Source organism: Ruegeria sp. CRTD044, assembly GCF_059613485.1.
The window spans coordinates 196955-222552 of record NZ_JBXWSP010000016.1; the positions used below are offsets into that span (position 1 = coordinate 196955).

At 61.9% G+C, this 25598-nt stretch carries 25 protein-coding genes; 10 read left to right on the plus strand and 15 right to left on the minus strand.

Going from position 1 to position 25598, the window contains the following annotated elements; genetic code table 11:
* Window positions 1–69 precede the first annotated feature (69 nt).
* From betC to AC2FNL_RS13325, 4 genes are all read right to left on the minus strand, one after another.
* Window positions 70–1578, minus strand: a complete 1509-nt coding sequence (betC, locus tag AC2FNL_RS13310; RefSeq protein WP_496833930.1) for a choline-sulfatase — start codon at window positions 1576–1578, stop codon at window positions 70–72.
* Complete coding sequence (betI, locus tag AC2FNL_RS13315; RefSeq protein WP_496833931.1) at window positions 1575–2147, minus strand: choline-binding transcriptional repressor BetI; 573 nt, start codon at window positions 2145–2147, stop codon at window positions 1575–1577. Before betI ends, betC begins: the two co-directional genes overlap by 4 nt.
* Before the next feature lie 94 nt (window positions 2148–2241).
* Window positions 2242–3150, minus strand: a complete 909-nt coding sequence (locus AC2FNL_RS13320) for a DMT family transporter (protein ID WP_496833932.1) — start codon at window positions 3148–3150, stop codon at window positions 2242–2244.
* A 40-nt stretch (window positions 3151–3190) separates the two neighbouring features.
* The gene (locus AC2FNL_RS13325) at window positions 3191–3790 is read right to left on the minus strand and encodes a LysE/ArgO family amino acid transporter (protein WP_093964771.1); all 600 of its coding nucleotides are present in this window, start codon (window positions 3788–3790) and stop codon (window positions 3191–3193) included.
* Between the two features lie 84 nt (window positions 3791–3874).
* On the opposite strand from AC2FNL_RS13325, the gene AC2FNL_RS13330 reads away from it, so the two are divergent.
* Window positions 3875–4759 carry a LysR family transcriptional regulator ArgP gene (locus AC2FNL_RS13330; protein ID WP_170368093.1) on the plus strand — a complete coding sequence of 295 codons (885 nt, stop codon included), beginning with the start codon at window positions 3875–3877 and terminating at the stop codon, window positions 4757–4759.
* Window positions 4760–4780: 21 nt separating this feature from the next.
* Here AC2FNL_RS13330 and AC2FNL_RS13335 read toward each other — a convergent pair whose 3' ends face one another.
* Complete coding sequence (locus AC2FNL_RS13335) at window positions 4781–6046, minus strand: permease (protein ID WP_496833933.1); 1266 nt, start codon at window positions 6044–6046, stop codon at window positions 4781–4783.
* A 177-nt stretch (window positions 6047–6223) separates the two neighbouring features.
* Window positions 6224–6964, minus strand: coding sequence for a YebC/PmpR family DNA-binding transcriptional regulator (locus AC2FNL_RS13340; protein WP_496833934.1), 741 nt, complete (start codon window positions 6962–6964; stop codon window positions 6224–6226).
* 110 nt (window positions 6965–7074) lie between these two features.
* Between AC2FNL_RS13340 and AC2FNL_RS13345 the strand changes: the two genes are divergently transcribed.
* From AC2FNL_RS13345 to AC2FNL_RS13360, 4 genes are all read left to right on the plus strand, one after another.
* Complete coding sequence (locus AC2FNL_RS13345; RefSeq protein WP_170581585.1) at window positions 7075–8847, plus strand: SLC13 family permease; 1773 nt, start codon at window positions 7075–7077, stop codon at window positions 8845–8847.
* Window positions 8848–8887: 40 nt separating this feature from the next.
* The gene (locus AC2FNL_RS13350; protein ID WP_496833935.1) at window positions 8888–9622 is read left to right on the plus strand and encodes a glutamine amidotransferase; all 735 of its coding nucleotides are present in this window, start codon (window positions 8888–8890) and stop codon (window positions 9620–9622) included.
* Between the two features lie 72 nt (window positions 9623–9694).
* Entirely contained in the window at window positions 9695–10552 is an 858-nt protein-coding gene (locus tag AC2FNL_RS13355; RefSeq protein WP_496833936.1) for a bile acid:sodium symporter family protein, read from the plus strand.
* 11 nt (window positions 10553–10563) lie between these two features.
* Window positions 10564–12225, plus strand: a complete 1662-nt coding sequence (locus AC2FNL_RS13360) for an FAD-binding dehydrogenase (RefSeq protein ID WP_496833937.1) — start codon at window positions 10564–10566, stop codon at window positions 12223–12225.
* Between the two features lie 13 nt (window positions 12226–12238).
* Here the strand turns inward: AC2FNL_RS13360 and AC2FNL_RS13365 are convergent, their stop codons facing one another.
* The 3 genes from AC2FNL_RS13365 to AC2FNL_RS13375 form a co-directional block, all read right to left on the minus strand.
* On the minus strand, window positions 12239–12976 hold the full coding sequence (locus tag AC2FNL_RS13365; protein ID WP_496833938.1) for a YbaY family lipoprotein: 738 nt from the start codon (window positions 12974–12976) through the stop codon (window positions 12239–12241).
* Window positions 12977–13075: 99 nt separating this feature from the next.
* A complete protein-coding gene (locus AC2FNL_RS13370; RefSeq protein ID WP_496833939.1) occupies window positions 13076–14854 on the minus strand; it encodes an SLC13 family permease in 1779 nt (592 codons plus the stop codon).
* Window positions 14855–14944: 90 nt separating this feature from the next.
* Window positions 14945–15757, minus strand: coding sequence for a TIGR00282 family metallophosphoesterase (locus tag AC2FNL_RS13375; protein ID WP_093964761.1), 813 nt, complete (start codon window positions 15755–15757; stop codon window positions 14945–14947).
* Window positions 15758–15885: 128 nt separating this feature from the next.
* On the opposite strand from AC2FNL_RS13375, the gene AC2FNL_RS13380 reads away from it, so the two are divergent.
* Window positions 15886–16116 (plus strand): putative hemolysin, encoded by a 231-nt coding sequence (locus tag AC2FNL_RS13380; RefSeq protein WP_496833940.1) that lies wholly within the window; start codon window positions 15886–15888, stop codon window positions 16114–16116.
* Between the two features lie 3 nt (window positions 16117–16119).
* Here AC2FNL_RS13380 and AC2FNL_RS13385 read toward each other — a convergent pair whose 3' ends face one another.
* Together AC2FNL_RS13385 and mgtE are read right to left on the minus strand one after the other, a co-directional pair.
* Window positions 16120–16677, minus strand: a complete 558-nt coding sequence (locus AC2FNL_RS13385; RefSeq protein WP_093964760.1) for a 5-formyltetrahydrofolate cyclo-ligase — start codon at window positions 16675–16677, stop codon at window positions 16120–16122.
* Entirely contained in the window at window positions 16674–18068 is a 1395-nt protein-coding gene (gene mgtE / locus AC2FNL_RS13390; RefSeq protein WP_496833941.1) for a magnesium transporter, read from the minus strand. The genes AC2FNL_RS13385 and mgtE overlap by 4 nt, the downstream gene beginning before the upstream one ends.
* Before the next feature lie 138 nt (window positions 18069–18206).
* Between mgtE and guaD the strand changes: the two genes are divergently transcribed.
* Complete coding sequence (guaD, locus tag AC2FNL_RS13395) at window positions 18207–19496, plus strand: guanine deaminase (RefSeq protein ID WP_496833942.1); 1290 nt, start codon at window positions 18207–18209, stop codon at window positions 19494–19496.
* A 7-nt stretch (window positions 19497–19503) separates the two neighbouring features.
* On the opposite strand, the gene AC2FNL_RS13400 is transcribed toward guaD, so the two are convergent.
* The 3 genes from AC2FNL_RS13400 to AC2FNL_RS13410 all read right to left on the minus strand — a co-directional run bounded on the left by AC2FNL_RS13400 (window position 19504) and on the right by AC2FNL_RS13410 (window position 22159).
* Window positions 19504–20838, minus strand: a complete 1335-nt coding sequence (locus AC2FNL_RS13400; protein ID WP_496833943.1) for an 8-oxoguanine deaminase — start codon at window positions 20836–20838, stop codon at window positions 19504–19506.
* Window positions 20839–20951: 113 nt separating this feature from the next.
* The gene (gene hisN, locus AC2FNL_RS13405) at window positions 20952–21743 is read right to left on the minus strand and encodes a histidinol-phosphatase (RefSeq protein WP_496833944.1); all 792 of its coding nucleotides are present in this window, start codon (window positions 21741–21743) and stop codon (window positions 20952–20954) included.
* Window positions 21744–21787: 44 nt separating this feature from the next.
* Window positions 21788–22159, minus strand: coding sequence for a helix-turn-helix domain-containing protein (locus AC2FNL_RS13410; protein ID WP_093964756.1), 372 nt, complete (start codon window positions 22157–22159; stop codon window positions 21788–21790).
* Window positions 22160–22460: 301 nt separating this feature from the next.
* Between AC2FNL_RS13410 and AC2FNL_RS13415 the strand changes: the two genes are divergently transcribed.
* On the plus strand, window positions 22461–23417 hold the full coding sequence (locus tag AC2FNL_RS13415) for an NADPH:quinone oxidoreductase family protein (RefSeq protein WP_496833945.1): 957 nt from the start codon (window positions 22461–22463) through the stop codon (window positions 23415–23417).
* A 5-nt stretch (window positions 23418–23422) separates the two neighbouring features.
* On the opposite strand, the gene AC2FNL_RS13420 is transcribed toward AC2FNL_RS13415, so the two are convergent.
* On the minus strand, window positions 23423–24304 hold the full coding sequence (locus AC2FNL_RS13420) for a LysR family transcriptional regulator (RefSeq protein ID WP_093965049.1): 882 nt from the start codon (window positions 24302–24304) through the stop codon (window positions 23423–23425).
* Between the two features lie 127 nt (window positions 24305–24431).
* Here AC2FNL_RS13420 and AC2FNL_RS13425 point away from each other — a divergent pair, with 127 nt between their 5' ends.
* Together AC2FNL_RS13425 and AC2FNL_RS13430 are read left to right on the plus strand one after the other, a co-directional pair.
* The gene (locus AC2FNL_RS13425; protein ID WP_093964754.1) at window positions 24432–24647 is read left to right on the plus strand and encodes a DUF1127 domain-containing protein; all 216 of its coding nucleotides are present in this window, start codon (window positions 24432–24434) and stop codon (window positions 24645–24647) included.
* Between the two features lie 173 nt (window positions 24648–24820).
* Entirely contained in the window at window positions 24821–25558 is a 738-nt protein-coding gene (locus AC2FNL_RS13430) for a Bax inhibitor-1/YccA family protein (protein ID WP_496833946.1), read from the plus strand.
* The last annotated feature ends 40 nt before the right edge of the window (window positions 25559–25598 follow it).

Here is a 25598-nt window from a genome sequence, read left to right on the forward strand (position 1 = left end):
CCCCGACCGGTGGCGCGGGATGTCCCGTGCGTTGCCACCGGTGGGCGTATCTTCAAAATGTGAAAGAGGTCATTCGCCGCGCGGGAAGCGCTGGTTTTCCTCGAGGTTGTCCAGATTCATGTGGTTGCGCATGTAGCGCTCAGACGCTTGCTGCAGCGGCTGATAATCCCACGGGTAATAGCCGCCCTGCCGCAGCGCCTCGTACACGACCCAGCGCCGCGCCTGGCTGGCGCGCACCTCGGCGTCGAACCGGTCCAGATCCCAGCGCGCCTCGGACTTGGCGCGCAGGGTTTGCAGCGTGCCGGCGTGCTCGGGCTTGTCGGCCAGGTTCTCCAACTCGTGCGGGTCGGCCTCGAGGTCGAACAGCTGATCGGGGTCCAGCGCGCAGCGGTTGTATTTCCACTTGCCATAGCGCATCGACACCAAGGGCGCATAAGACGCCTCGGCCGCGTATTCCATCAGAACCGGCGCGGTGCGCTCGGTGCCGTTGGCCAGCGGCACAAGGTCCTGCCCGTCCGTCCATGGGGCAATCTCCGACATGTCGATACCCGCCAGCGCGCCCAGCGTCGGGGTCACGTCGATGGTCGAAACTGGTGTGTCGATGCGGCCCGTCGGCAGGTCCGGCGCCAAGATCATCAGCGGCACTCGGGCCGAGCCTTCGTAGAAGTTCATTTTGAACCAAAGGCCCCGCTCGCCCAGCATGTCTCCGTGGTCGGAGACGAAGAGGATGATCGCCTCTTGCCGGGTGGTTTCCAGCACATCTAGGATCTCGCCGATCTTGTCGTCCAGGTACGAGATATTGGCGAAATAGGCCCGGCGCGAGCGACGGATGTCTTCTTCGGTGATGTCAAAACTGCGCCAGTCATTGGCGTCGAAGATGCGCTGGGAATGTGGATCCTGGTTGTCATAGCCCAGATCGCCGACCTCGGGCAGCAGGTGCTCGCATTCCTCGTACAGGTCCCAGAATTTGCGCCGTGCAACATAGGGATCGTGCGGGTGGGTAAAGCTGACGGTCACGCACCACGGGCGGTCGTCCTTGCCACGGGCCAGATCATACAGCTTGGCCTTGGCGTGATAGGCGACCTCGTCGTCATACTCCATCTGGTTGGTTATCTCGGCCACGCCGGCCCCGGTGACCGAGCCCATGTTGTGATACCACCAGTCGATGCGCTCGCCCGGTTTGCGGTAATCCGGGGTCCAGCCGAAATCGGCCGGATAGATGTCGGTGGTCAGGCGGTCTTCGAACCCGTGCAACTGGTCGGGACCGACGAAATGCATCTTGCCCGACAGGCAGGTGTAATAACCCGCGCGGCGCAGGTGGTGGGCATAGGTGGGGATGTCGCTGCGGAACTCGGCCGCGTTGTCATAAACCCCGGTGCGCGAGGGCAACTGGCCCGACATGAAGCTGGCCCGCCCCGGCGCACATAGCGGTGAGGCCGTGTAGGCATTGGCAAACCGCGTTGACCGCTCCGCCAGTTTCCGCAGGTTGGGCGCGTCCAGCCACTCGGCGGGACCGTCGGGAAAGAGGGTACCGTTGAGCTGATCCACCATCAGGATCAGAATGTTGGGTTGTGTCATTTTTCGGCCTCGAGCAGGGTCGTCAGGACGCGCATGGCGTGGGTAACCGCCAGTTGCGGTTCCTCGGGCGCAGACAGAGCGGCGCGGATATACAGACCGTCGATCAGGGCGATCATGTTCTCGGCCGCTTCGACCGGGTCCTTCATCAGCGGGCGCAAGGCGTGGATCAGGTTCGACCGGATCCGCGCCTGATAGGTCTGCCACAGGCGCAGCGCGTCGTCATTGGTTTGAGCCAGAACGTAAAAGGTCATCCACGCGGCGATCACGTCGGGCGTAAAGCAGGACGGCGCGAAACAGGCGCGGATGATGGCCTGGGCGCGCTGGTCCGGGGCCGCGGCTTTCAGTTCGGTTCGGGCTTCGGCGCCGAAATCGCCAAGGATGCGCCGCATCGCCGCCAGAAAGATCTGGTCTTTCCCCCCGAAGTAATGATGCGCGAGGGCGCTGGACATGCCGGCCCGTTTGGCGATCTGACTGACGGTTACATCCAGGGACTTCTTGGACCCCAACTCGGCAATCGTCGCCCTGACGATCGCATCGCGCCGGATCGGCTCCATTCCGAGTTTTGGCATAACCGCCCCCAAACCTAGTCTCAACAGAACAAACGCTAAGGGCTTTTTATTGACTCGTCAATCAATAACGTTGCCCTTGGGGGCTCCGGGGCTTTTACAGCTTGGGGGCAAGGCTTGGAGGGGTCAAGCCACTGCGGTTCAGGACGGCCTCGCGCCAGGTTATGAAACTGACCGCTGCGAGGATCAGCGTACCCCCAGCCACGACCCAGATATCGATGCCCTCTTGAAACACGAGCGCGCCCACAAGCGTGGCCCAGATCAGCTGCAAGAAGGTGACCGGCTGGGTCACCGCGACAGGTGCAGCCTGCAAAGCCAACGTCATGAAGTAGTGCCCCGCCGTTGCAAAACTGGCGATCATGAACAGCACGCCGATGTCGCGCAGGCTGGGCGGAGTCCAGACGGCGATCGCAAAAGGGATAAGAAACAACGTCGTCCAGATCGACAGATGCGCCACAACAACCGAAGGCCGCACGTCCTGCACCATCGCCTTGGCCAGCAGGTACGACCCCCCCAGCATCAGCGAGGTACCCAGCATCGCCAGGTGCCCGGCCGAAATCTCGCGGAACCCGGGCCGCAGAATGATCACAGCGCCCACGATGGCGACAAGCACGGCCGCGATACGGCGAAAGGCCATCGTCTCGCCCAGAAAAAGCGCGGCGCCCAATGTCACATAGACCGGCGTCAGGTAGTTCATCGCAGTCACTTCCGCCAACGGGATACGGGTCATCGCAAAGAACCACAACATGACCCCGACGGCGTGTATGGCCCCACGCAATCCAAAAAAGGCGATATGCCGGCGGGTCAAATGCGTGGTCAGGATCGCCCGCATGGCTGGCAGCAGAAAGACCAGCCCCAAAGCATACCGCAGGAACGCAGCCTCAATCGGATCCATCGAGGTACCCAGAGATTTGACCAAGGCTGTCATCGCCACAAAGGACAGCCCAGCGCTGAACATCCAGAACATTCCGGCAAGCGGGCGGGATTGGGTGGCGATCGTTGTCATGGGTTCGGTTGAACACCGAAACCCGGCGACGAACAAGCCTCTACATTGCGACCAGCTTCCAGGCGATCGCCAACATGACGATACCAATCAGCACATCCAGTACCTGCCATGCCCTGGGTCGGGCAAAAATGGGAGACAGCACCCTGGACCCGTATCCCAGAGAGAAGAAGAAAACGAAACTGGCGGACATGGCGCCGATGGCGAAACCCATCCGGTCTTCATACTGCGCCGAAATCGAGCCGATCAGCACCACCGTGTCCAGATAGACATGCGGATTGAGCCAGGTGAAGGCCAGAACGGTCAGCAAGGCCGCGCGCAGACTTGTACGCTTCGCCTCTCCGACCTCAAGCGCGGCGCCGCCGCGCCAGGCTGACGCCAGACTGCGCAGTCCGTACCACGTCAAGAACAGCGCGCCGCCGTATCGCATCATCGGCTCGAACCACGGTGCCGCAGTTGCTAGGCTGCCGAAGCCCGCGACACCTGCGGCAATCAGAATGGCGTCCGACACGGCGCATGTCAGGCACAACACAAAAACGTGCTCGCGTCTGAGCCCCTGCCTGAGGACAAACGCGTTCTGAGCGCCGATTGCCAGGATCAAACTGAAGCCAAGCGCAAAGCCGGCGATGACGGATGTAGACATGGACCCTCCTGTTCAGGCCCGTTGACTACGCGACAGATGCGCATGTATCAAATTAAAGATAATGAGCCATAATTAGATTCCCTAATGCACTTGGACCCACATCACCTGGCCGCGTTGGCCGCTATTCTGCGGCATGGCAGCTTTGACGCCGCCGCTGCGGAGCTGGCGGTAACGCCATCTGCGATTTCGCAACGGATCAAAGCGCTGGAGGATCGGGTCGGCGTATCGTTGATTCACCGCGGCACGCCCTGCACCGGAACCCCGGCTGGCTTGCGGCTTGCCCGCCATGCCGAAGACATCGGCCTGCTTGAGGCGCAACTCAATCGCGAGCTTTCGCTGGAACAGGGCACAGGCCCCACCCGGGTCAGGATCGCGGTTCCGGCGGATGTTCTGTCCACCTGGTTCATAGACGCGATGGCAGCCGTTGATGATATGCTGTTTGACCTTGTGATTGACGATCAGGATCACTCGGCTGAATGGCTGCGGCGCGGGGATGTCAGCGCCGCCATCTCGGTCGGCGGGCAAACCGTCCCGGGATGCGATTCCATTGCCCTCGGCACGCTCAGATACCTGCCGACGGCAAGCCCCGAGTTCATGGCTCGTTGGTTCCCTGGCGGAGTGAATGCTCAGAGTCTGTCGCGGGCACCCTGCCTGACCTTCAACAGAAAGGATGCCCTGCAAAAAGCCTGGATCCATGCGCAAACGGGTAGCCGGCTGTCTCCTCCGACCCACTTCCTGCCCTCGTCTCACGGGTTCGTAGCGGCCGCCGCAGCAGGTTTGGGTTGGGGGATGAACCCCGCCCATCTGGTCCAAAGCGCGATTGCGGATGGCCGTCTGCGCGAGCTTGTGCCCGACACCCCGCTGGATGTGCCTCTGACCTGGCAGGTCGGGCGCATCCTTGCACCGGCGCTTTCACCGTTGACGCGAGCGGTCCGGAAAGTTGCGGCGCAAGTGCTGGCAAACCCTTAACACCATGCTGTGATCGATGGCTCAGGTGGCGCGTTCCGCATCCTTCGGCTGCGGCGCGACCAGACGATAGCATGCAATTGCGGACCAGAAACTGCACAGCGTGAGGAAAGCGACGGCCAGTGCGACCTCGTTCATATGCGCAACCGCCGCCAATCCCGCCGACCCGACAATCGCCACGAGCCTGCAAATGCTCTTGATCGCGGCCGACGCCTTGACCCGCTGTTCCTTGGGCGCGGTGTCGATGAAATACAGCTTGCGCGCACTGCCGATGCCGGTTGTTGCGACGGTCGCCACGAACAGGGCGATCGCGTGCAGGTGAACGTCGTGGTCAAGATGCAAATAGTGAACCGCAACCAGAACGACGCCCGTCACCCCCACCATCAACGACCCGGCCACCATGACCGCCCGGTGTGATTTCATGTTCACGAGCTGCCACAGGGGCGCGGCGACCAGATAGCCGGTCGCCGACGAAATGATCAACGCCGTCAGCCCCTTGGCCGATCCATGATGCGCCTCGGCTGCGATCAATGCAAAGAACGGCACCGACAGAGAAACCCCGACCAGCGGCAGCCGCATGGTCAGATACCGCCGGAACCAGGCGAATTCGAACATGGCCCCAGCGTCCGACAGGAACTGCCCTGCCGCTCGACGACCGGTCTGAGCCTGGGGTTGCGACCGCGACAGTTCGGCCAGGGCAAGAATGGATAGTCCGGACAGCACAAAAAACCCGGCAGATACCGCGATCACGGTCGAGTGACGCGAGAATGGCGGGTTGTCCGAAGTCAGGTGATGCAGCGTCAGTGTCAGCCCGATGGCCCCAAGCCCCCCTGCCCCCAGTTGAAGATAGCTCATCCAGATCCGGGATTTCGAGCGCAGGTGATCCCCCCAAAGGTCAGTGAACATCAGCGCCTGGACCTCTTCGATCATGCCGATTGCAAAGAAGGCTAGGACGAAAGCCGCTGCCACCATGGGCGAGCCCCCGATCGCCGCAACCACGATAGCTGCCAGCAGGCACGCACCAATCGCGACCTCGGTCAGGGCAATGGAACGTTTCTTCTGCTGCTTCGCGGACACAGGGACCGCAAAGAACATGTCCGAAATCATGTTGCCTGCCTGACGCACGGAAACCAGCGCCCCAGCAAGAAACATGGGCATTTCCAACGAGACCGCCAGAAACGGCAATACGATCGAAGGGCTGCCCATCGTCCACGCGACCTGGGACAGCACGCTTTGGCTTGCCAGAACCGGCACATTTCGCCGCTCCAATCCCGTGGGTTTGCCTGTCATGTCTTGTCGTGCCAGCCCCGACCTGTCTGTCGCAAGGTCTCTGCCAGCTCCTTTCTGCGCGGTTCAACCCTAAGGGTATGCGCAGGACCCACATGCGCCAAGAACCAAGTGAACCGCAGGCAAAAAAAGAAACCCGGCCGTGTTCGGCCGGGCTCCTAATGCAACCGAGTGCGGCGCTTAGAGTTGCGCCATCACCTCGTCGGTGGCCTCGAAATTGGTGGTCACGCGCTGAACGTCGTCATCGTCCTCAAGCGCTTCGACCAGCTTCATCAGGCGCTGCATGTCCTCAAGGCCCAGTTCGGTAATGGTCGTGGGTTTCCACACCAGCTTGGTGGATTCAGATTCACCCAGAGCCGCCTCGAGCGCACTGGACACTTCGTTCAGGTCGGTATCCGCACACCAGATGATATGACCGTCTTCCGAGCTTTCCACATCCTCTGCCCCAGCCTCGATGGCCGCCTCGAAGATCGTGTCGGCATCGCCCGCCGACGCGGGATAAATCACTTCGCCCTTCCGGTCGAACATGAACCCGACCGAGCCGGTCTCGCCCAGATTTCCGCCATTCTTGGAAAAGGTCGAACGCACGTTCGACGCAGTGCGGTTGCGGTTGTCGGTCATTGCCTCGACGATCACGGCCACACCGTTGGGACCATAGCCTTCGTACCGGATTTCTTCGTAATCCTCACCGTCGCCCGCCTGGGATTTCTTGATCGCGCGTTCGATCACGTCCTTCGGCACCGAGTTCGACTTGGCCTCTTTGACCGCCAGACGCAAGCGCGGGTTCTTGTCGGGATCGGGGTCGCCCATCTTGGCGGCCACGGTGATCTCTTTCGACAGCTTGGAAAACAGCTTGGACCGCGCGGCGTCCTGGCGGCCCTTGCGGTGCTGGATGTTGGCCCATTTTGAGTGGCCTGCCATGTTGCGTCCTCGTAATCGTGATTGCGTATTCGGCGCACATATAGACGTTTGCGGGGCAAAGGATCAAGACACCCGCTTGCTCGTGCAGTCAGCGCGTTTATGGTGGCCCAATGACGACAGATCAGATCATTCTCTTTGCACTCTTTATTACCGTATTCGGTCTGCTGCTGTGGGGTCGGTTCCGCTATGACCTTGTGGCGTTTGCCGCCTTGATGGTCGGCGTGATACTGGGTGTTGTGCCGGTTGACAAAGCCTTTGCCGGGTTCGGCCATCCGGCCACGATCATCGTGGCGCTGGTTCTTGTGGTCTCGGCCGGGCTGGTACGGTCGGGCGCGGTGTTCCTGATCACGCGCACGCTGGTTGATGCCTCGCGGGGCCTCGGCGCGCATATCGCGCTGATGGGCGGGATCGGAGCCGTACTGTCCGCCTTCATGAACAACGTGGCGGCGCTTGCGCTGTTGATGCCCGTCGACATTCAGACCGCGCGCAAGGCCGGACGTTCAGTTGGGCTGACGCTGATGCCGCTGAGCTTTGCCACCATTCTGGGCGGCATGGCAACATTGATCGGCACACCGCCCAACATCATCATTGCATCGATCCGGCAGGAAACCCTGGGCGAGCCGTTCCACATGTTCGATTTCGCCCCGGTTGGCGGGCTGGCGGCCATCGCAGGCCTGGCCTTCGTCGCCCTGATCGGCTGGCGGCTGATCCCCAACCGCGGCGAACAGACCGAGAGTTCGGAAACGCTGGCGGAATATATCGCTGAACTGACAATCCCGGCTGAGTCACCCCATATCAGCAAACGCGTCGCCGAGCTGGACGAGGTGGCCGAGAAATCCGACGTCGCCATCATAGGCCTGATCCGGGACGGCAAGCGCCGCTATGGCCGCGCGGCAAACGCGATCCTTCAGGAGGGCGACGCGCTGGTGCTGGAAGCCAGCCCCGAGGCGCTGGATGAATTCCGCGCCGCGCTGAATCTGGATTTCTCGGATGCCCGCCGCCAAGAGCTACTGACAGCTGCCGGCGACGGGTTGGAGGTGATCGAAGTCGTCGTACCCGAAAGCGCCCGCATCAATGGCCGTACGGCACAAGGGCTGGGGCTGGCCTGGCGACAGAACACGATCCTGATGGGCATTTCCCGCCAGGGCCGGCGCATCACCCAACAGGTCCGCAAGACCGAGGTGCAGCCGGGCGACATCCTGCTGTTGCTGTGCCCGCGCGACCGGGGCGCGGACGTGACCGAGTGGCTGGGCTGCCTGCCTTTGGCCCAACGCGGCCTGAACGTGACCGCAAATGACAAAGCGTGGCTGGCCATCGGCTTGTTCGCCGCCGCCGTTCTGGCCGCCAGCATCGGCCTGATCTACCTGCCGATCGCGCTGGGGCTTGTGGTGATCGCCTATGTGCTGACCAAGATCATCCCGATCACCGAGATCTACAATCAGATCGAATGGCCAGTCGTGGTTCTGCTGGGATCGATGATCCCCCTGGGCAGCGCGCTGGAAAGCTCGGGCGGGACGGAACTGATCGCGAATGCGCTGGTTCAACTGACCGACGGCCTGCCAGCTTGGGCCATCCTGACGGTTCTGATGGTTGTGACCATGACGCTGTCGGACGTGCTGAACAACACCGCAACCGCCATCGTCGCCGCGCCGGTCGGCATCCAGATGGCGCGCACGCTCGAGGTTTCGCCCGATCCGTTCCTGATGACGGTGGCGGTGGCTGCCTCGGCGGCGTTCCTCACCCCGATCGGGCACAAGAACAATACGCTGGTGCTGGGGCCTGGCGGCTATCGTTTTGGCGACTATTGGCGCATGGGTCTGCCCCTGGAAATTCTGATCGTGGCGGTTTCGGTGCCGGCGATCCTTGTGTTCTGGCCGCTGTGAGGGCTTGCGGGACCGCCGAACCGCGCGCTAAGGGCAGCGCATGAAACGCTTTCTTATCCTGCAGCTGCGCCCCGAGACCGATGCCTCGGACGCCGAATATGCCTCGATCCTGAACCGGTCCGGGCTGACGCCCGAGCGCACCCACCGCATCCGCCTGGATTGCGAGGCCCTGCCCGAGGCACTGGATGTCACCGACTATGCCGGGGTGATCGTGGGCGGCGGGCCGGGCTGCGTCAGCGATGACCCAGCCAGCAAATCGCAAATGGATGCCCGGATCGAGGGCGCGATCATGGGGCTGATGCCGCAGATCACGGCGCGCGATCATCCCTTCATGGGCTGTTGCTATGGCCTGGGCATTCTGGCCGCGCATCTGGGCGCGCCGGTCAGCAAGGACCGATATGGCGAGCCAGTCGGCCCGTCGCGCTGCCACCTGACCGAGGATGGCGCCCGCGACCCGCTGACCGCCGGTCTCGAGAGCCACTTCGATGCCTTCGTCGGCCACAAAGAGGCGGTGCAGGCCCTGCCCGAGGGCTGCGTGCATCTGGTTGCGTCAGACCCATGCCCGTTCCAGATGATCCGCTGGGGCCAGAATGTCTATGCCACGCAGTTCCACCCCGAAGCCGACGCCAAGGACTTTGAGCAGCGCATCCACATCTACAAGAACCACGGCTATTTCCGCCCCGAGGACGCCCAGCCTCTGATCGACCGCTGCCACGCCGCCGAGGTCACTCAGCCCGGCGAAATCCTGCGCCGTTTCGCCCAGCGCTTCGGGTGACCCAACGGCGCGGTTGCCTGACCGGGGACCGCACGCTTAGGCTGGTCCGAAACGACTTTGGGAGGGGTTGTTTTGGATCTTCTGATAAACGTGGGCCTGCCGGTTTCGCTGGCCATCATCATGTTGTCTCTGGGCATAGGTCTTGAGGCGGCAGATTTCCGGCGCGTGATCAACCGGCGCTATCCGTTTGCGATCGGCGCGGTCTGCCAGGTCGTTCTGCTGCCGGTCGCGGCCTTCATCACAGTCAAGATGTTCGCGCTGCCGCCGGCGATTGCGGTCGGGTTCATGCTTCTCAGCTTTTGCCCGGGCGGTGTCACCAGCAACATTCTGTCGAAACTGGCGAAGGCCGATGTGGCGCTGTCGGTCAGCCTGACGGCGGTGATCAGCCTGCTGTCGATCGTCACGGTGCCGGTTCTGGCGGCCTGGTCGATTGACCACTTCATGGGCGAGGACGCACCCGAGGTCTCGATCAGCGGTCTGGCGCTGGCGATGTTCCTGATCACCACGCTGCCCGTCGCTATCGGCGTTGGGCTGCGCCACTTTGCAACCGGTTTTGCCAACCGGATCGACGGCCCCCTTTCCAAACTGGCCACCATCCTGTTCGTGCTGATCGTGATCGCTGCGCTGGCTGGAAACTGGCAGCTGTTCGTCGACAATCTGGGCATCATGGGCGCGGGGCTGATCTCGCTGAACCTCGCGCTGCTGCTGATCGGATTGGGGCTGGCGCGGGCGGCGAAACTGTCGTGGAATGAGGCCAAGACAATCTCGATCGAAACCGGCATCCAGAACTCGACCCTGGGCATCACGCTGGCGGCCCTGATCACCGGAACCGAAAGCGGCTTCAGCCCGCTGGCCCTGCCCTCGGCCGTCTACGGGATCACCATGTACGCCGTCGCGATCCCCTTCATCGCCTGGTACCGCAACCGCTGAAAGGACAGAGCATGACCGAAAACACTGCTGATGCGATCGTCGTGGGCGGCGGGCTGGCCGGGCTGGCCGCGGCGGCAGAGCTGGGTGACCGGGGCAAAAAGGTGATCGTGCTGGACCAGGAGCCCGAGCATTTCCTGGGCGGTCAGGCCTTTTGGAGCCTGGGCGGCCTGTTCATGGTCGACACGCCCGAGCAGCGCCGCATGGGCATCCGCGACAGCCGTGACCTGGCCCTGCGCGACTGGATGGGTAGCGCCCAGTTCGACCGGGACGAGGACGCCTGGCCCCGCAAATGGGCCGAGGCCTATGTCGAATTCGCCGCCGGAGAAATGCGCCCCTGGCTGCACCAGATGGGCCTGCGCTGGTTTCCCGTGGTCGGCTGGGCGGAACGCGGCGGGTCCTATGCCGACGGTCACGGCAACTCGGTCCCGCGGTTCCACATCACCTGGGGCACCGGCCCGGGCGTGCTGGAGCATTTCATCCGCCGGGTCCGCGATCATGTCAGCGCCGGCCTGATCCAGTTGAAGTTCCGCCATCAGGTCAGCCACATCATCATGCAGAACGGCGAGGCCAAGGGCGTCTCGGGCGAGGTTCTGGCCGATGATGCGGCCCAGCGCGGCGGCAAGACCAACCGCGACGAGGTCGGCGAGTTCGAGGTCTATGCGCCATCTATCATCGTCACATCGGGCGGGATCGGCGGCAATTTCGAGATGGTGCGGCAAAGCTGGCCCCGCGACCGTTTGGGCGAACCGCCCAAGGACATGGTGGCGGGTGTGCCTTTCCACGTGGACGGTCGGATGATCGCCATCAGCGAAAAGGCCGGCGGTTACGTCATCAACGGCGACCGCATGTGGCACTACACCGAAGGTGTGCGCAACTGGGACCCGATCTGGCCCGCGCATGGTATCCGCATCCTGCCCGGTCCCAGTTCCATGTGGTTCGATGCGCGCGGCAACCGGCTGCAGCCCCCCTGCCTGCCCGGGTTCGACACGCTGGGCACCCTACGCGAGATCCTGAAGACCGGCTATGAATACAGCTGGTTCGTCCTGACCCAGAAGGTCATCAAGAAGGAATTCGCCCTGTCCGGGTCGGAACAGAACCCCGATTTCACCTCGGGCAGCTGGAAGGAAGTGATCCGTCAACGCATCCTGTCCGGTTCGAAGGCCACGGGGCCGATCGAGGCGTTCAAGGAAAAGGGCGAGGATTTCGTCGTCGCCAACACGCTGACCGAGCTGGTGAGCGGGATGAACCAATTGGGCGGCGGCCTGATCGACGAGGCACATCTGCGCGCCCAGATCGAGGCGCGGGATTCGCAGGTGGACAACCCGTTCTCGAAAGATGCGCAGATGATGGCGATCCTGGCGGCGCGGAACTATCGCGGTGACAAGCTGATCCGCACCGCTAAGCCACACAAGTTCCTTGATCCGAAAAACGGCCCGCTGATCGCGGTCAAGCTGCATGTGCTGACCCGCAAGACGCTGGGCGGTTTGCAGACCAATCTGGACAGTCAGATGATCGGCGCCGATGGTCAGGTGGTGCCCGGCCTGTTCGCGGCCGGCGAAGTCGCGGGGTTCGGCGGCGGCGGCTATCACGGCTACAACGCGCTTGAGGGCACGTTCCTGGGCGGCTGCATCTTCTCGGGCCGCAATGCCGGGCGGTCGAGGGCCGTCGCCTGACGGCCCTTGGGCATTATTGGTCGCGGCGGAACTGCAGAACCGGTTCACCTGCCGCATCAAGAAGAACCAGAGTGTCCCCGCGCTGAACAAAGCTTGCGACCTTTGGCAGAGCGGCAAGGAATTCCCGCTCAACCTCGTCCAGCGGCGGTGGGCAGGCCATCAGGGTGGCGGCCATGTTGTCGGGGAAGGACATCGACTTGCCCGATATCTCGGCCTGTCCGCTGAACCGGTTGCAACCGCCTGTTCCGCCAAAGGCTCCGCCTTCGGCAAAGGTAATCTGCGGGCGTTTCTCGGTGTCCAGCGCAACGCCATTCACCTCGGTTGCGACCCACTGCGTGTTCTCAAGCATCGCCGCACCCCGTTCCTGAACCTTGACCATGACCAGATCGACCGAGTTTCCGGCGTCGTTGGTCAGAACCGGGTAAGCGGTATCGGTGGTGAACAGCAGCTTGCCGTCCTGATGCACCGAGGCCCGCACCACATAGCGGTGTCGATCCTGAATCAACGCGTCGTCATAAGTCAGCGCGAACTGGGCAGGCACGCCCGTCAAAGCATAGCGTTGCGCGGCCAGCGTGACGGCGGGCGCGTCGGCCAGTGAAACGTCCTGCAACTCGATGAACAGGGTTGCCCCCGGCGGAACCGCGATCCGTTCGCGATATGTCGCTGTTCCCTCGACGGTACCAGCTTGGGCGGCGCTCCACACGGCGGCCCACAACGCGGTTCCTGCCAGCAGGCTTTTTGCGGTTTGCATTGTCCGATCCCTTTGTCACCAGTTTCCAGCACAAAAGATCGGGACATCAGCGCGATTTACAAGGTTTTTCAGTTCCAAGCGGCAAATTCGTGCCGGAGATCAAAGCGGCCAGAGGAACGGGATGATCAGCGAAGCCAGCAATCCAACCGTCAGATTCAGCGGAATCCCGACTTTCATGAAGTCCGTGAACCGGTACCCGCCGGGGCCGTAGACCATCATGTTGGTCTGATACCCGATCGGCGTCGCGAACGAGGCCGAGGCCGCAACCATCACCGCCACCACGAGCGGCCGCGGATCCACCCCCACCGCCTGCCCCAGACCGATGGCGATCGGCGTGACCACGACCGCCACGGCGTTGTTCGAGACCAGTTCCGTCAGGACAGAGGTCAGCAGATAGATGGCCCAAACGATGAGGAACGGCGGCAGGTCGGCAAAGGACGGAGCAATCGCGTTGGCGATCAGGGTGACCGCACCCGAGCTGTCCAGCGCAGCCCCAATAGCCAGCATGGCAAAGATCAGCGCCAGCAGACGGCCCTCGACAAAGGAAAACGCCTCGTCCGCGTCGATGCATCGCGTCAGCAGCACAACTGCAACCGCCAGAATCGTCAGCAGGAAAATCGGAGCCACGCCGAGCGCCGCCAAAACCACGATCCCAATCAGCGCGGCAATCGCGATCGGAGCATGACCGCGCCGGAAGGCGCGGGCCGATGGCTGGGTGACGTCGACCATGTCCATGTCGGCAGCCAGTTTGCTGATATCGGCCGGCGAGCCTTCGAGCAGCAGCGTATCACCGACCCGGACGACCAGATCGTCAAGTTGCCCCCCGATGTTCTGATTGCGCCGGTGCACGGCCAACACATAAACCCCGTAGCGACGACGCAGCCGCAACGCACCCAATGTGCGCCCGACCATGCGACAACCGGGGGTGATCAGAACCTCAACCGTGCGTGTTTCGACCGCCGAAACCTGATCAACGCGCTTGAGTTCCTTGTTGCTTTGCAGGCTCAGCAACTCGGTCATTTCCGTGCGCAACACCACGCGGTCACCGACCTTCAGTTCGACCCCTTTCAGGTTCCGCCGCAACGACTCGTCGCCGCGGATCACGTCGATGAGCCGCACGCCCGGACGTTTGAACAGCTGCACGCCGGTCACTTCACGGCCGATCAGGTTGCTGTCGGGCGGAATGACTGCTTCGGTGAAGAATTTCATCTTCGACCGATCGCTGAGCATGGTTGCCATGCTGTCACGCTCGGGCAGAAGGCGCGGCGCGATGAAGCGCAGGTAAATCATGCCGTAGATGACTAGAATGATGCCCAAAGGCGTGACCTCGAAAATCGTGAAGGCCGGCAGACCCTGTGCCCGGGCCACACCATCGACCAACAGGTTCGTCGAAGTTCCGATCAGGGTCAGCGTCCCGCCGAGAATCGCAGCATAGCTGAGCGGGATCAGCAGCTTCGACGCTGGAATATTCAGCGTGCGGGCAATCTGGATGAACACCGGGATCATCACGACGACGACGGGCGTGTTCGAGACGACCGCCGAGGCCAGGACGACAAATGCCATCAGCAGACCGATGGCAATGCGCGGGTTGACCTGCGCCTGTTTCTGCGCCGTCGCTGTAAAGGCGTGCAAGGCACCGGTCCGGACCAGAGCGCCCATGATGATGAACATCGCCGCGATGGTCCAGGGCGCCGGGTTCGACAAAACCGCCAGTGCGCTTTGGTATGGAAGCACGCCGGTGACCAGCATCACCGAGACGCCGCCTATGGCAACGACCTCGGTCGGATAGACCTCGCGCATGAACAGGATGAACATGCCCGCAACAACCGCCAGCGCAAGTATCGCGCTGCCCATATCTGACAATTGAAGGAGTTGCATTCGTGGTGTTCTGTCCGAAACCTGTCCCGGCCCAAGCGCCTGAGAGTCAGTTTCACGTATTGCAGGCCGCAGAGCAAGCCTGACGTGCGTTCACGGCGCTGCCTGCTGCAAGCGCCCGCCAACCCGGACCATGCTGATCGTCTTGGCTTGCCCGTCGCGGTCATCAGTTTCCACGAAAACGCCGCTAAGCGTCGCTTCGCCATTGGCCGGGGTGAACCGAGCCTTGGGCATCCCCGTGATGAAGCGGCGCATCGGCTCCTGCTTGTCCATACCGATTACTGAGTCATAGTCGCCGCACATGCCCGCATCGGTCAGGTAAGCGGTGCCGCCGGGCAGGATCTGGGCATCGGCGGTCGGGACATGGGTATGGGTTCCCACGACGAGGCTGGCGCGTCCGTCGCAATAGTGGCCCATGGCCATCTTCTCCGAAGTCGCCTCGCAATGCATGTCCACGATGATGGCCTGCGCCTGACCGCCCCGCGGGTGGGACTTCAGGATCGGTTCCAGCGCCGAGAACGGATCGTCGAACGGCCGTTTCATGAACACCTGTCCCAGAACCTGAACCACCAACACCTTGCGTCCGCCCGGCGCGGTGAACAGCCGATGCCCGCGACCGGGAGCACCCTTGGCGAAATTCACAGGGCGCACGATCCGGGGTTCGCGTTCGATGAACTGCAGCATGTCTTTCTGGTCGAAAGCGTGGTCGCCCAACGTCAGACAATCTGCGCCCGACTCCAGCAGCAGCTTGGCATGATCGCCGGTCAGCCCCATGCCGTTCGAAGCATTCTCGCCATTGACCACCACGAAATCCAGCCGCCACTCGTCGCGCAGACGGGGCAGATGCTGCTGAACGGTGGCGCGGCCCGCGCGCCCCATGACGTCACCCAGGAACAAGATTCTCATATCGCGGTCCTAGGCCCTGCAAACGGCAATAACAAGGCGGAACGATGCAATTCGCGGGCCGCATGCGGGTTGAATTCCGGTGGAAACCTGCAATTCTGGCGCAACCGATTTTTCACTCGGAGATTTCGATGAAACGCATAGTCCTGACCGCAGCTATCTCTCTCGCCATCTCGGGCAGCTTTGCTCACGCGACGACTAAGACAACAATGGCAAATCCGGCCGCGACCTTCTGCATCGAAAACGGCGGCGAATATCAGATCCGTAAGAACACCGATGGATCGGAATACGGCGTGTGCATCCTTGAGGATGGAACCGAGGTTGATGCCTGGGACTATCTGCGGAGCCACTTTGAGAACTGACGCCTAAAACGTCAGGACCCTGGTCTCGGTAACGATCATGTCCAGCGGCTGGTCCGTGGGCTCCAGCGGCAAGGCTTCGGCCTCTTGGGCGTCGAAGGCGAAACCGATGGCCAATGTGGGACGTTTGGCGCGCAGCCCTTCAAGCGTGCGGTCATAAAACCCGCCCCCATAGCCCAATCGCCCGCCTTGCGGATCGAATGCCACAAGGGGCACGATCAGGATTTCAGGGTCAAAATAGTCGTCCGTTTCCGGCACCTTGGCGCCAAATGGTCCATCTTTCAGCGGCCCTTCGGGTGTCCAGCGCGAAAACCGCAGAGGCCGTCCGGCGCCCTGGATGACCGGAACACCCACGGGACCATAGGCTGCGGCCTCGGCCATGGCGGGCAGCGGGTCGATTTCGGTGCGGATCGGCATGTAGCCAGACAGGGGAACGCCACGAAATCCGGCCAGCACCTCGGACAGGCGGCCCGCGGCAGCCGGCGGCCCCGCGTCGAAGGCCGCTTTGCGTCGGGCAAAGGCAGCCTTGCGCGCTGCGGCCTTGATTTCAGTCAGATCGGTCACAGCAGCACCACGCTTGCAAGCCCTAGAAAGATGAAGAACCCCATCACATCCGTCGTCGTCGTAACGAAGGTTCCCGAGGCCAATGCCGGGTCTACACCCAGGCGATCCAGCACCACCGGTACTACCGTACCTGCGAACCCGGCGATGATCATGTTCACGACCAAGGCGGAACCGATCACGACACCCAGCAGCGGGGATTCAAACCACATCATCCCCACCGTCCCCAGAACGACGGCAAAACACAGCCCGTTCAACATGCCCACCAGCAATTCTCGGCGGATGACTCGCGCCACGTTCGAGCCCGTCAGGTCACGGGTCGCCAACGCACGTACGGCAACGGTCAGAGACTGTGTTCCGGCGTTACCACCCATCGATGCAACGATGGGCATCAGAATTGCCAGCGCCACGATCTGCTCGATTGCCGCCTCGAACTGTGAAATCACCAGCGAGGCACAAATGGCGGTGCACAGGTTGACCGCCAGCCATGGCAAACGACGACGACTGGTTGCTGCAACACTGTCTGAAATCGAGCTGTCATCACTGACACCCGCCAGCCGCAGCATGTCTTCCTCGATCTCTTCATCCAGAACGGCCATTGCGTCGTCTATCGTGATGACCCCGACCAGCCGTTTGTCACTGTCCACCACCGGCGCGGAAATCAGGTGGTACTGGTTGAAAGCATAGGCAACGTCTTCTTCATCCTGATCGACCGGGATGATGTGAAACTCGTCCTCGGCGATGTCCAGCAACTTGGTATCGCGCCGCGCGGCCATCAACTTGCCCAACATGACCTGAGCCACCGGCTTCAGCCGTGGATCGACCAGAACAACATGATAAAACTGCTCAGGCAGATCGTCCTGCGAGCGCATGTAGTCGATCGCCTGCCCCACCGTCCAATGATCGGGAGCCATGACCACTTCGCGCTGCATCAGTCGGCCTGCCGAGTTCTCGGGATAGGCCAGCGCCTGCAGTGCCGCGATCCGCTCCGAGGCCTCAAGGGCCTCCAGCACCGCTTCCTGCTGCGGCTCCTCCAGATCCTCCAGAAGGTCCACGACATCGTCGCTTTCCATCTCACGGACGGCTTCGGCCAGAACGTCGGGTCGCAGAACTCCAATGACCTCTTCGCGGACGGATTCGTCCAGTTCAGACAGAATGTCCCCGTCGAATTCCCGGTCATACAGGCGGATCAGCTGCGCCCGGTCGTAGGGGTTGATCTGTTCCAGAAGGTCGGCAATGTCGGCCGCGTGCAGCGGCTCCATCAGCTCGATCAGCTTCTCGCGATCCTCGACATCGACGGCGTAAAGGATTGCGGCAACCGTTCGCCGGTCCAGCGCATAGACGTCATCATCGCGAGAGGGGTCGGTTCTGTTGTCTTCGGTGCCGGTCGTCATGCGCTGCCCCTTGTTCTGGGAATTGGCCCCTAAATAGAAGAAGCAGCTACCGGAAAACAATGACAATGGTGCGATTTACCCGCATCTTTCACATCCCTATGCTGCAAGCCGGATTTACCAAGGCGGAGATCAAGGCGGATGGCGCAAAAGACGCTTTTGACAGGGCGCGTACTGAGTTTCGGACACTCCCCCTTCGAAACGCAACCGGATCAGGCGGTCCGGCTGCACGAAGCCGTTCTGATCGAGGGCGGAAAAATCCAGGAGTTGGGAAGTACCGCTGATTTGCAAACCGCGCACCCCGAGGCCGCCATTTATCACCATGGCGAAAACCTGATCCTGGCTGGTTTTATCGACCCCCATGTCCACTACCCCCAGACGGCGATGATCGCGAGTTGGGGCAAACGACTGATTGACTGGCTGAACACCTACACTTTTCCAGAAGAGATGAAGTTCGGTAATGCAGACTACGCTGCCGAGATTTCGAACCGGTATCTTGACCTGACCGCCGCACACGGCACCACGACCATGTGCAGTTTCTGCACCATTCACCCCGAAAGCGTCGATGCCTTTTTCACGGCCGCCCAGCAGCGCGGTCAGCGTGTCGTGGCCGGCAAGACCTGCATGGACCGCAACGCGCCCGAAGGTCTTCGGGACACGGCCCAAACAGCCTATGACCAGTCCAAGGCTCTGATCGAAAAATGGCAAGGTGTCGACCGGATAGCCTATGCGATCACGCCGCGGTTTTCCCCGACCTCGACCCCCGAACAGCTTGAGGCGATGGGCGCGCTTTGGGCAGAACACCCAGACTGCCTCATGCAGACGCATCTCAGCGAGCAGACGGACGAAATCGAATGGGTTCGGTCGCTGTTCCCCGAGGCGCGTGACTACCTGGACACCTACGAAAAGTTCGGATTGCTCGGCGCGAACGGCCTCTATGGCCACGTGATCCACCTGGAACCGCGCGAGCGAGACCGCCTGCGTGAGGTCGATGCGTCGCTGATCCATTGCCCCACATCGAACACGTTCATCGGTTCGGGTCTGTTCGATTTGCACGGTCTGATGCGGGATGGCCATCGTATCGGCCTGGCAACCGACACCGGCGGCGGGTCCAGCTTTTCCATGTTGCGGACCATGGCGGCCGCCTATGAAATCGGCCAATTGCGCGGACATCCGCTGCACCCCGCGCAACTACTGTGGCTGGGCACCGCAAGCTCGGCCCGTTCGCTGCGGATGGACGACCGCATCGGCAATATCGCCCCCGGAATGGAGGCGGACCTGATCGTGCTCGACCTCGCTTCGACCCCCGCGATTGCCCAGCGAGAGGCCAATGCCGAGTCCCTTTGGGAGGCGGTATTCCCGACAATCATGATGGGAGATGACCGCGCCATCGCCGATGTGTGGATCGGCGGACGGCGCGTTTCGACCTGAAGGCAGATCAGCCCTGCAATGCGAGGGCCAACCTGTTCTGCCGTTCGATCGCGCGCGGCAGGTCGAATGTGACAATGTTGCCGTCCCGGACGACCTGTCGCCCCTCGACAAACAGGTGTTTGACGTGCACCGGACCTGCCAGCAGCAAGGCGACCGGGTCCCAACTGCCCGCGCACTCCACACCCCTTGTGTCCCAAACAGCGATATCGGCACGTTTGCCCGGCATCAGGCGACCGCAGTCCGGCCGGTTCAGCACGTCCGCCCCACCCCGCGTCGCGATTTCCAGAGCCTCGCGCGCCGACATGGCATCGGCACCGTTCGCCACGCGTTGCAAAAGCATCGCCTGCCGCGCCTCGGCCATCAGGTTGCCGCTGTCGTTGCTTGCGGAACCGTCAACACCCAAGCCAACCTTGACCCCGTTGTCACGCATCGCGCGCACCTGCGCGATCCCGGAGCCCAGACGGCAATTCGAACAGGGACAGTGCGCAACCCCAGTCCGTGACCGAGAGAACAGGTCGATCTCTGCCCCGTCCAGTTTCACGCAATGGGCGTGCCAGACATCGGGGCCGGTCCAGCCAAGTTCCTCGGCATACTGGCCGGGTCGACAGCCGAACTGGGATTCTGAATACAGGATATCCTCGTCGTTTTCCGCCAGATGGGTGTGCAGCATGACCCCCTTGTCCCGTGCCAGCAGTGCGGAATCGCGCATCAGATCCCGACTGACCGAGAAGGGCGAACAGGGCGCAAGTCCGACCCGGCACATTGAGCCTTCGGACGGGTCATGGAACGCATCGACCACACGGATCATGTCATTCAGGATGTCGGCCTCGGCCTCGACCAACGTATCGGGCGGCAGACCCCCGTCGCTTTCGCCGATGCTCATCGCGCCGCGGGTCGGATGGAACCGCAGCCCCACCTCCGCAGCGGCCGCGATCGTGTCATCCAAGCGGGACCCATTCGGATACAGGTACAGATGGTCGGAACTGAGCGTGCAGCCCGACAAGGCCAACTCGGCCAGACCGATCTGAGCCGAAGTGAACATCTCGTCGGGACCGAACCGCGCCCAGATCGGATAGAGCGTCTGCAGCCAGCCGAACAGCAGCGCATCCTGGCCCGCCGGAACAGCTCGGGTCAGTGTCTGGTAGAGATGATGGTGGGTATTGACCAATCCCGGTGTCACGACACAGCCGTTAAGGTCATGCACCTCTCCGTCGGTGGTCAAACCTTGGCCGATGCGGGCAATCTGCCCGTCATGGATCAGCAAATCGGCGCCGGCCAGTTCTTGCCGGTTGTCGTCCATGGTCAGGATCGCATCGGCGTTTCTAAGAAGGATTTCGGGCATCTCGCACTCCTGCATCTGCCCGCCTCATGCCAGAAATGCGTGTGCCGGTGGAAAACGGGCGCAAGAACCGGCGCGACGACCCTAATCAATCGCGGCCGCAGCGGCAACGGTCGTCAGAAGTCGCGCAGAATCTTGAGGGCCGCGGTGTGGATTTCAGGGTTCGCAGCCGCCAGTGCGCGCCCCCCGTGATGGGCCGGCCCGCCCTGCCAGTCGGTCACAACGCCGCCAGCCGCCTCGATCACCGCGATCGGGGCCTGAATGTCATACGCGTTCAGTCCGGCCTCGATCACCAGGTCGACCTGCCCGGCCGCCAGCAGCGCGTATGCGTAACAGTCCATGCCGTAGCGCGTCAGTTGCACCTGTCCGGCCACGGCGCGAAAGGCGTCTCCTTCGGCGGTCGTGCCAACTTCGGGGAATGTCGTGAAAAGGATTGCGTCCCGCAGGGCATCCGTCCGACGGGTCGACAAGCTGGTTCTGCCCAGAGGACCGGTCATGAACGCACCGTCTGCATGACCCACAAACCGTTCGCCGATATAGGGTTGGTCAATCACCCCCATGATCGGCCCGCTATCGTCGCCAAGCGCGATCAGAACGCCCCATGTCGGTGTGCCGCTGACGAAACCGCGGGTGCCGTCGATCGGGTCCAACACCCAAGTTCGCCCCGATTTGCCTTCGACCGCACCGTACTCCTCACCCAAAATGCCGTCGTCGGGGCGCAGCTCGGCCAGAACGGATCGCATGGCCTGCTCGGCTGCGCGATCGGCCACAGTCACCGGGTCATACCCGCCTTTTAGCTTGTTTGAGGTTTCAAGGTTCGACTGGCGAAAATACGGCAAAATGGCCGCACGCGCTGCGTCGGCCATTTTCTCGGCAACTTCAAGATCACTTGCAGAGGCTTTGGTCATGCGCCACTGGTGCGCTCAGCCCTGTGCGAAGTCAAGCCCCGGTCTCAGGCCACGTCGCTGAGAACGCGCGCAAGCTCAAACAGGCGCCGGCGCTGGTTTTCCGGGATCGCGTAGTAGGACCGAACCAGATCCAACGCTTCCTTGTCGCCCATCAGATCAGCAGGAACCGATTTTTTGCCCGAATCTTCCTTCTGGGCGTCCTCCAGACCTTCAAAGAAAAAGCTGACCGGAACGTCCAGAGCTTCGGCAATGTCCCACAGGCGTGATGCGCTGATGCGGTTGGCCCCGGTTTCGTATTTCTGGATCTGCTGGAACTTGATACCGACCTGCTGTGCCAGCTGCTGCTGCGTCATGCCAATCAACCAGCGGCGATGCCGTACGCGCTTGCCCACATGGACATCGACGTGATGGGTCATTGGTATTCTCCTCTGTTACACACAACCGCCCGGGAAAACGCTAACTGAACCATGACCGCACACTAGCGAGACGCTTGTAAAAAACTCTCTAATACGGAACGTGCCCCCCGAAACAGCACTGACAAGCAATATTGCCGCTTTTTGGAAAATTTTCAAGATGGTTGAATCTGCGCGCCCGAAGGAAGGTTTACGGTTGTGCACGATTTGGCCAGTGCGACAAAGACGCCCCGGCCGTTCCCTTCCGGAATGATTGACAAGTCAGGGGCGGCCCCGATCAATGGCGCCAACATGGAGATTTGAGATGCTGGCCTACCAGATCCAGTCTGCCGGAGAGCAGGCGAAATTGCGCGAGATCCCCGTGCCCGCACCCGCCGAAGGCCAGATCCGCGTGGCCATTCGCGCCTGCGGGCTGAACTTTGCCGATCTTCTCATGCAGAAGGGCACGTATCAGGATACGCCAGCGGCCCCTTTCACATTGGGGCTTGAGGTTGCGGGGGTCGTAGACGCGGTCGGCGCAGGGGTCAGCCATCTGAAGCCCGGAGACCGGGTCGCGGTATACTCAGGCCAGGGCGGATTGTCGCAATTCGGGGTTTTTGACGCCGACCGTGCCGTACTCATCCCCCAGTCGTGCAGCTTTGAAGACGCGGCAGCCATCCAGATCGCCTACGGCACCAGCCATATGGCGCTGGACCATCGGGCGCGACTGCAGCCGGGCGAGACTCTGTTGGTAACCGGTGCCGCCGGCGGGGTCGGGCTGACGGCGGTCGAGATCGGCAAGCTTATGGGCGCGACGGTGATCGCACAGGCCCGTGGCGCCGATAAACTGGCGGTCGCCCGCGCGGCCGGGGCCGATCACCTGATCGACGCAAACGAAGATCTGCGCGAGCGCGTGCTGGCATTGGGTGGCGCAGACGTTGTCTATGACGCCATCGGTGGCGACGTGTTCAAGGCTGCCTTCCGGGCGACCAATCCCGAAGGCCGCCTGCTGCCGATAGGTTTTGCCGGCGGTGAAGTCCCGCAGATACCGGCCAATCATGTGCTGGTGAAGAACCTGACCGTGATCGGGTTCTACATCGGTGGCTATCTGAGGTTCCGGCCCGAGGTCGTTCGCAACAGCTTTGAGACCCTCTTTGCCTGGCATGCCGAGGGACGCATCCGGCCCCATATCAGCCACACCCTGCCGTTGTCCGAAGTGGCGCAAGGCATGGCTCTGCTGAAGGCACGAAAGTCGACCGGGAAAGTCGTCATCACGATCTGACCGGATCAGCCCACCACGGCGCGCAACGGTGTCCCGCCAAGCATGTGGAAGTTCTGCCGCACCAGCGCAGCGAGGGCCTCCACCACTTCGCCGCGCCCCTGATCGCCTCCGTAAAGGTTGATCATATGCGCCGGCAATTCGGGCAGAACCCCACCTGAATCGATCTTCTCCAGATGTGCCGCCTCGGTCCCCTCAAGCATGGCGTGGACGGCGAGGTCCGCGCTGACGGTTGCCTCGATCGTGCGGTCGTTCTCGGTTTCAACCGACAGCTCCCATGGAATGCCTGCTGCATCCAAGGCGGCAATGACCTGAGGCCGGAAGAGGCAGCGCCGACCCAGCGCCAACGGAAGCGGCCGCCGTCGCCAAGCCGAGCCTCCTGACGCGCCGATCCAGCGCAGAGGCAGCTCTGCAATGGTTTCACCGCCGTCCGAATTTGCAGCCTCGGTCGTCAGGATCACATCACATTCACCACGCCGAAACATCTCTTTCAACTGGATTGAATAGGACGAAACCAACTGCACGCGCACGCGGGGGAAATCGGCATTGAACCGCTGCAGAACCCGTGGAATGGCCGGGTAGACGATATCGTGCGGCACCCCAAGCACCACCTCGCCCTCAAAGGCCTGATCGGTCAGCTTCGAGATGACCTCGTCGTTCAACGCCACCATTCGCCGGGCATAAGCCAACAGCTGTTCGCCAGAGGCCGTCAACGCGATGGTGCGCCCAGACCGGTCCAGCAATTCCAGGCCCAACAACTCTTCCAGACGTTTCAGCTGCATGGACACAGCCGACTGTGTCAGATGCAGGAAACCGGCGGCACGCGTTACGCCCCCGTGGTCCGCGACCGCCACGAATGAGCGCAGGGTGGTGATGTCTAGGTTCCGCATCATCAATAATCCTTATGGATGAATTCAAAAACATTCATTTTTAAAATATGCCACAACCCGCCATATAGTTCAAGGAAGCTGATAAGAAAACAGATTTACATCACAGACCGATGAAAGGACACAAGTCATGACCCAAATCGCTGCACACCGACCCTGTGCCTCGGCATCGATCAAAACGGGCAATTGGCTTCAGCGCATGCTTGCGGCCGCTCATCAACGGCGGGAGCTGGCCCGGCTGGATGACCGCGCCCTGCAAGACATCGGGATCACCCGATCAGAGGCCCTGACAGAAGCATCCCGCCCGTTCTGGGACGCGCCTGAAACCTGGCGCAAGCGGCCCTGAATGCACGGCCTGCAACGGATTTCAGCGCCACCTTCCAAAGCGGCGCTGAAATTGTTGACCATATTGCTGAGTTTTGACCCCAAAACCCTTGAAACATGCGCTACACTCTCCGATATTTGCTGGGAAATCGCCCCGCAACCGGGGGCTGAAAGCTGAATTCAAGGGAGACCTCTATGGCACAATTCGATACGATCCGGACGGCGACTGGCGCGCGCGCTGCCGAGATTGACGAGGGCCTGCGCGCCCACATGAACAAGGTCTACGGCACGATGTCCGTGGGCATGCTGATCACCTTTGCGGTTGCATGGGCTGTAGGAACCAGCCCGCAGCTGCTGTCGGTGTTCCGCGATCCGGTGACCCTCAGCCCGAACATTCTGGGCTGGATCGTCATGTTCGCTCCGCTGATCATGGTGTTTGCCTTCGGTGCGGCCATCAACCGCCTCAGCGCAGCTGGCGCTCAACTGTTCTTCTACGCCTTCGCGGCGGTGATGGGCCTGTCGCTCAGCTGGATCTTCGTGGCCTTCACTGGCATTTCGATCGCCCAGGTCTTTCTGGTGACCTCGATCGCCTTTGCCGGTCTGTCGCTGTATGGTTACGTCACCAAGAAGGACCTGTCCGGCATGGGCACGTTCCTGATGATGGGTGTGATCGGCCTGATCGTGGCCATGGTCATCAACCTGTTCCTGCAATCGCCGGCCATCATGTTCGCCGTGTCGATTCTGGGCGTCCTGATTTTTGCGGGCCTCACCGCCTATGACACGCAGAAGATCAAGACCACCTACATCCAGATGGCCCATGCGGGCGATCAGGAGTGGCTGGGCAAAGCCGCCATCATGGGCGCGCTGAACCTGTACCTGGACTTCATCAACATGTTCATGTTCCTGCTGCAGCTGCTCGGCAATCGCGATTAAGACTGCCGGAACACCAAATCGAAGGGTGGGCCCGAAAGGC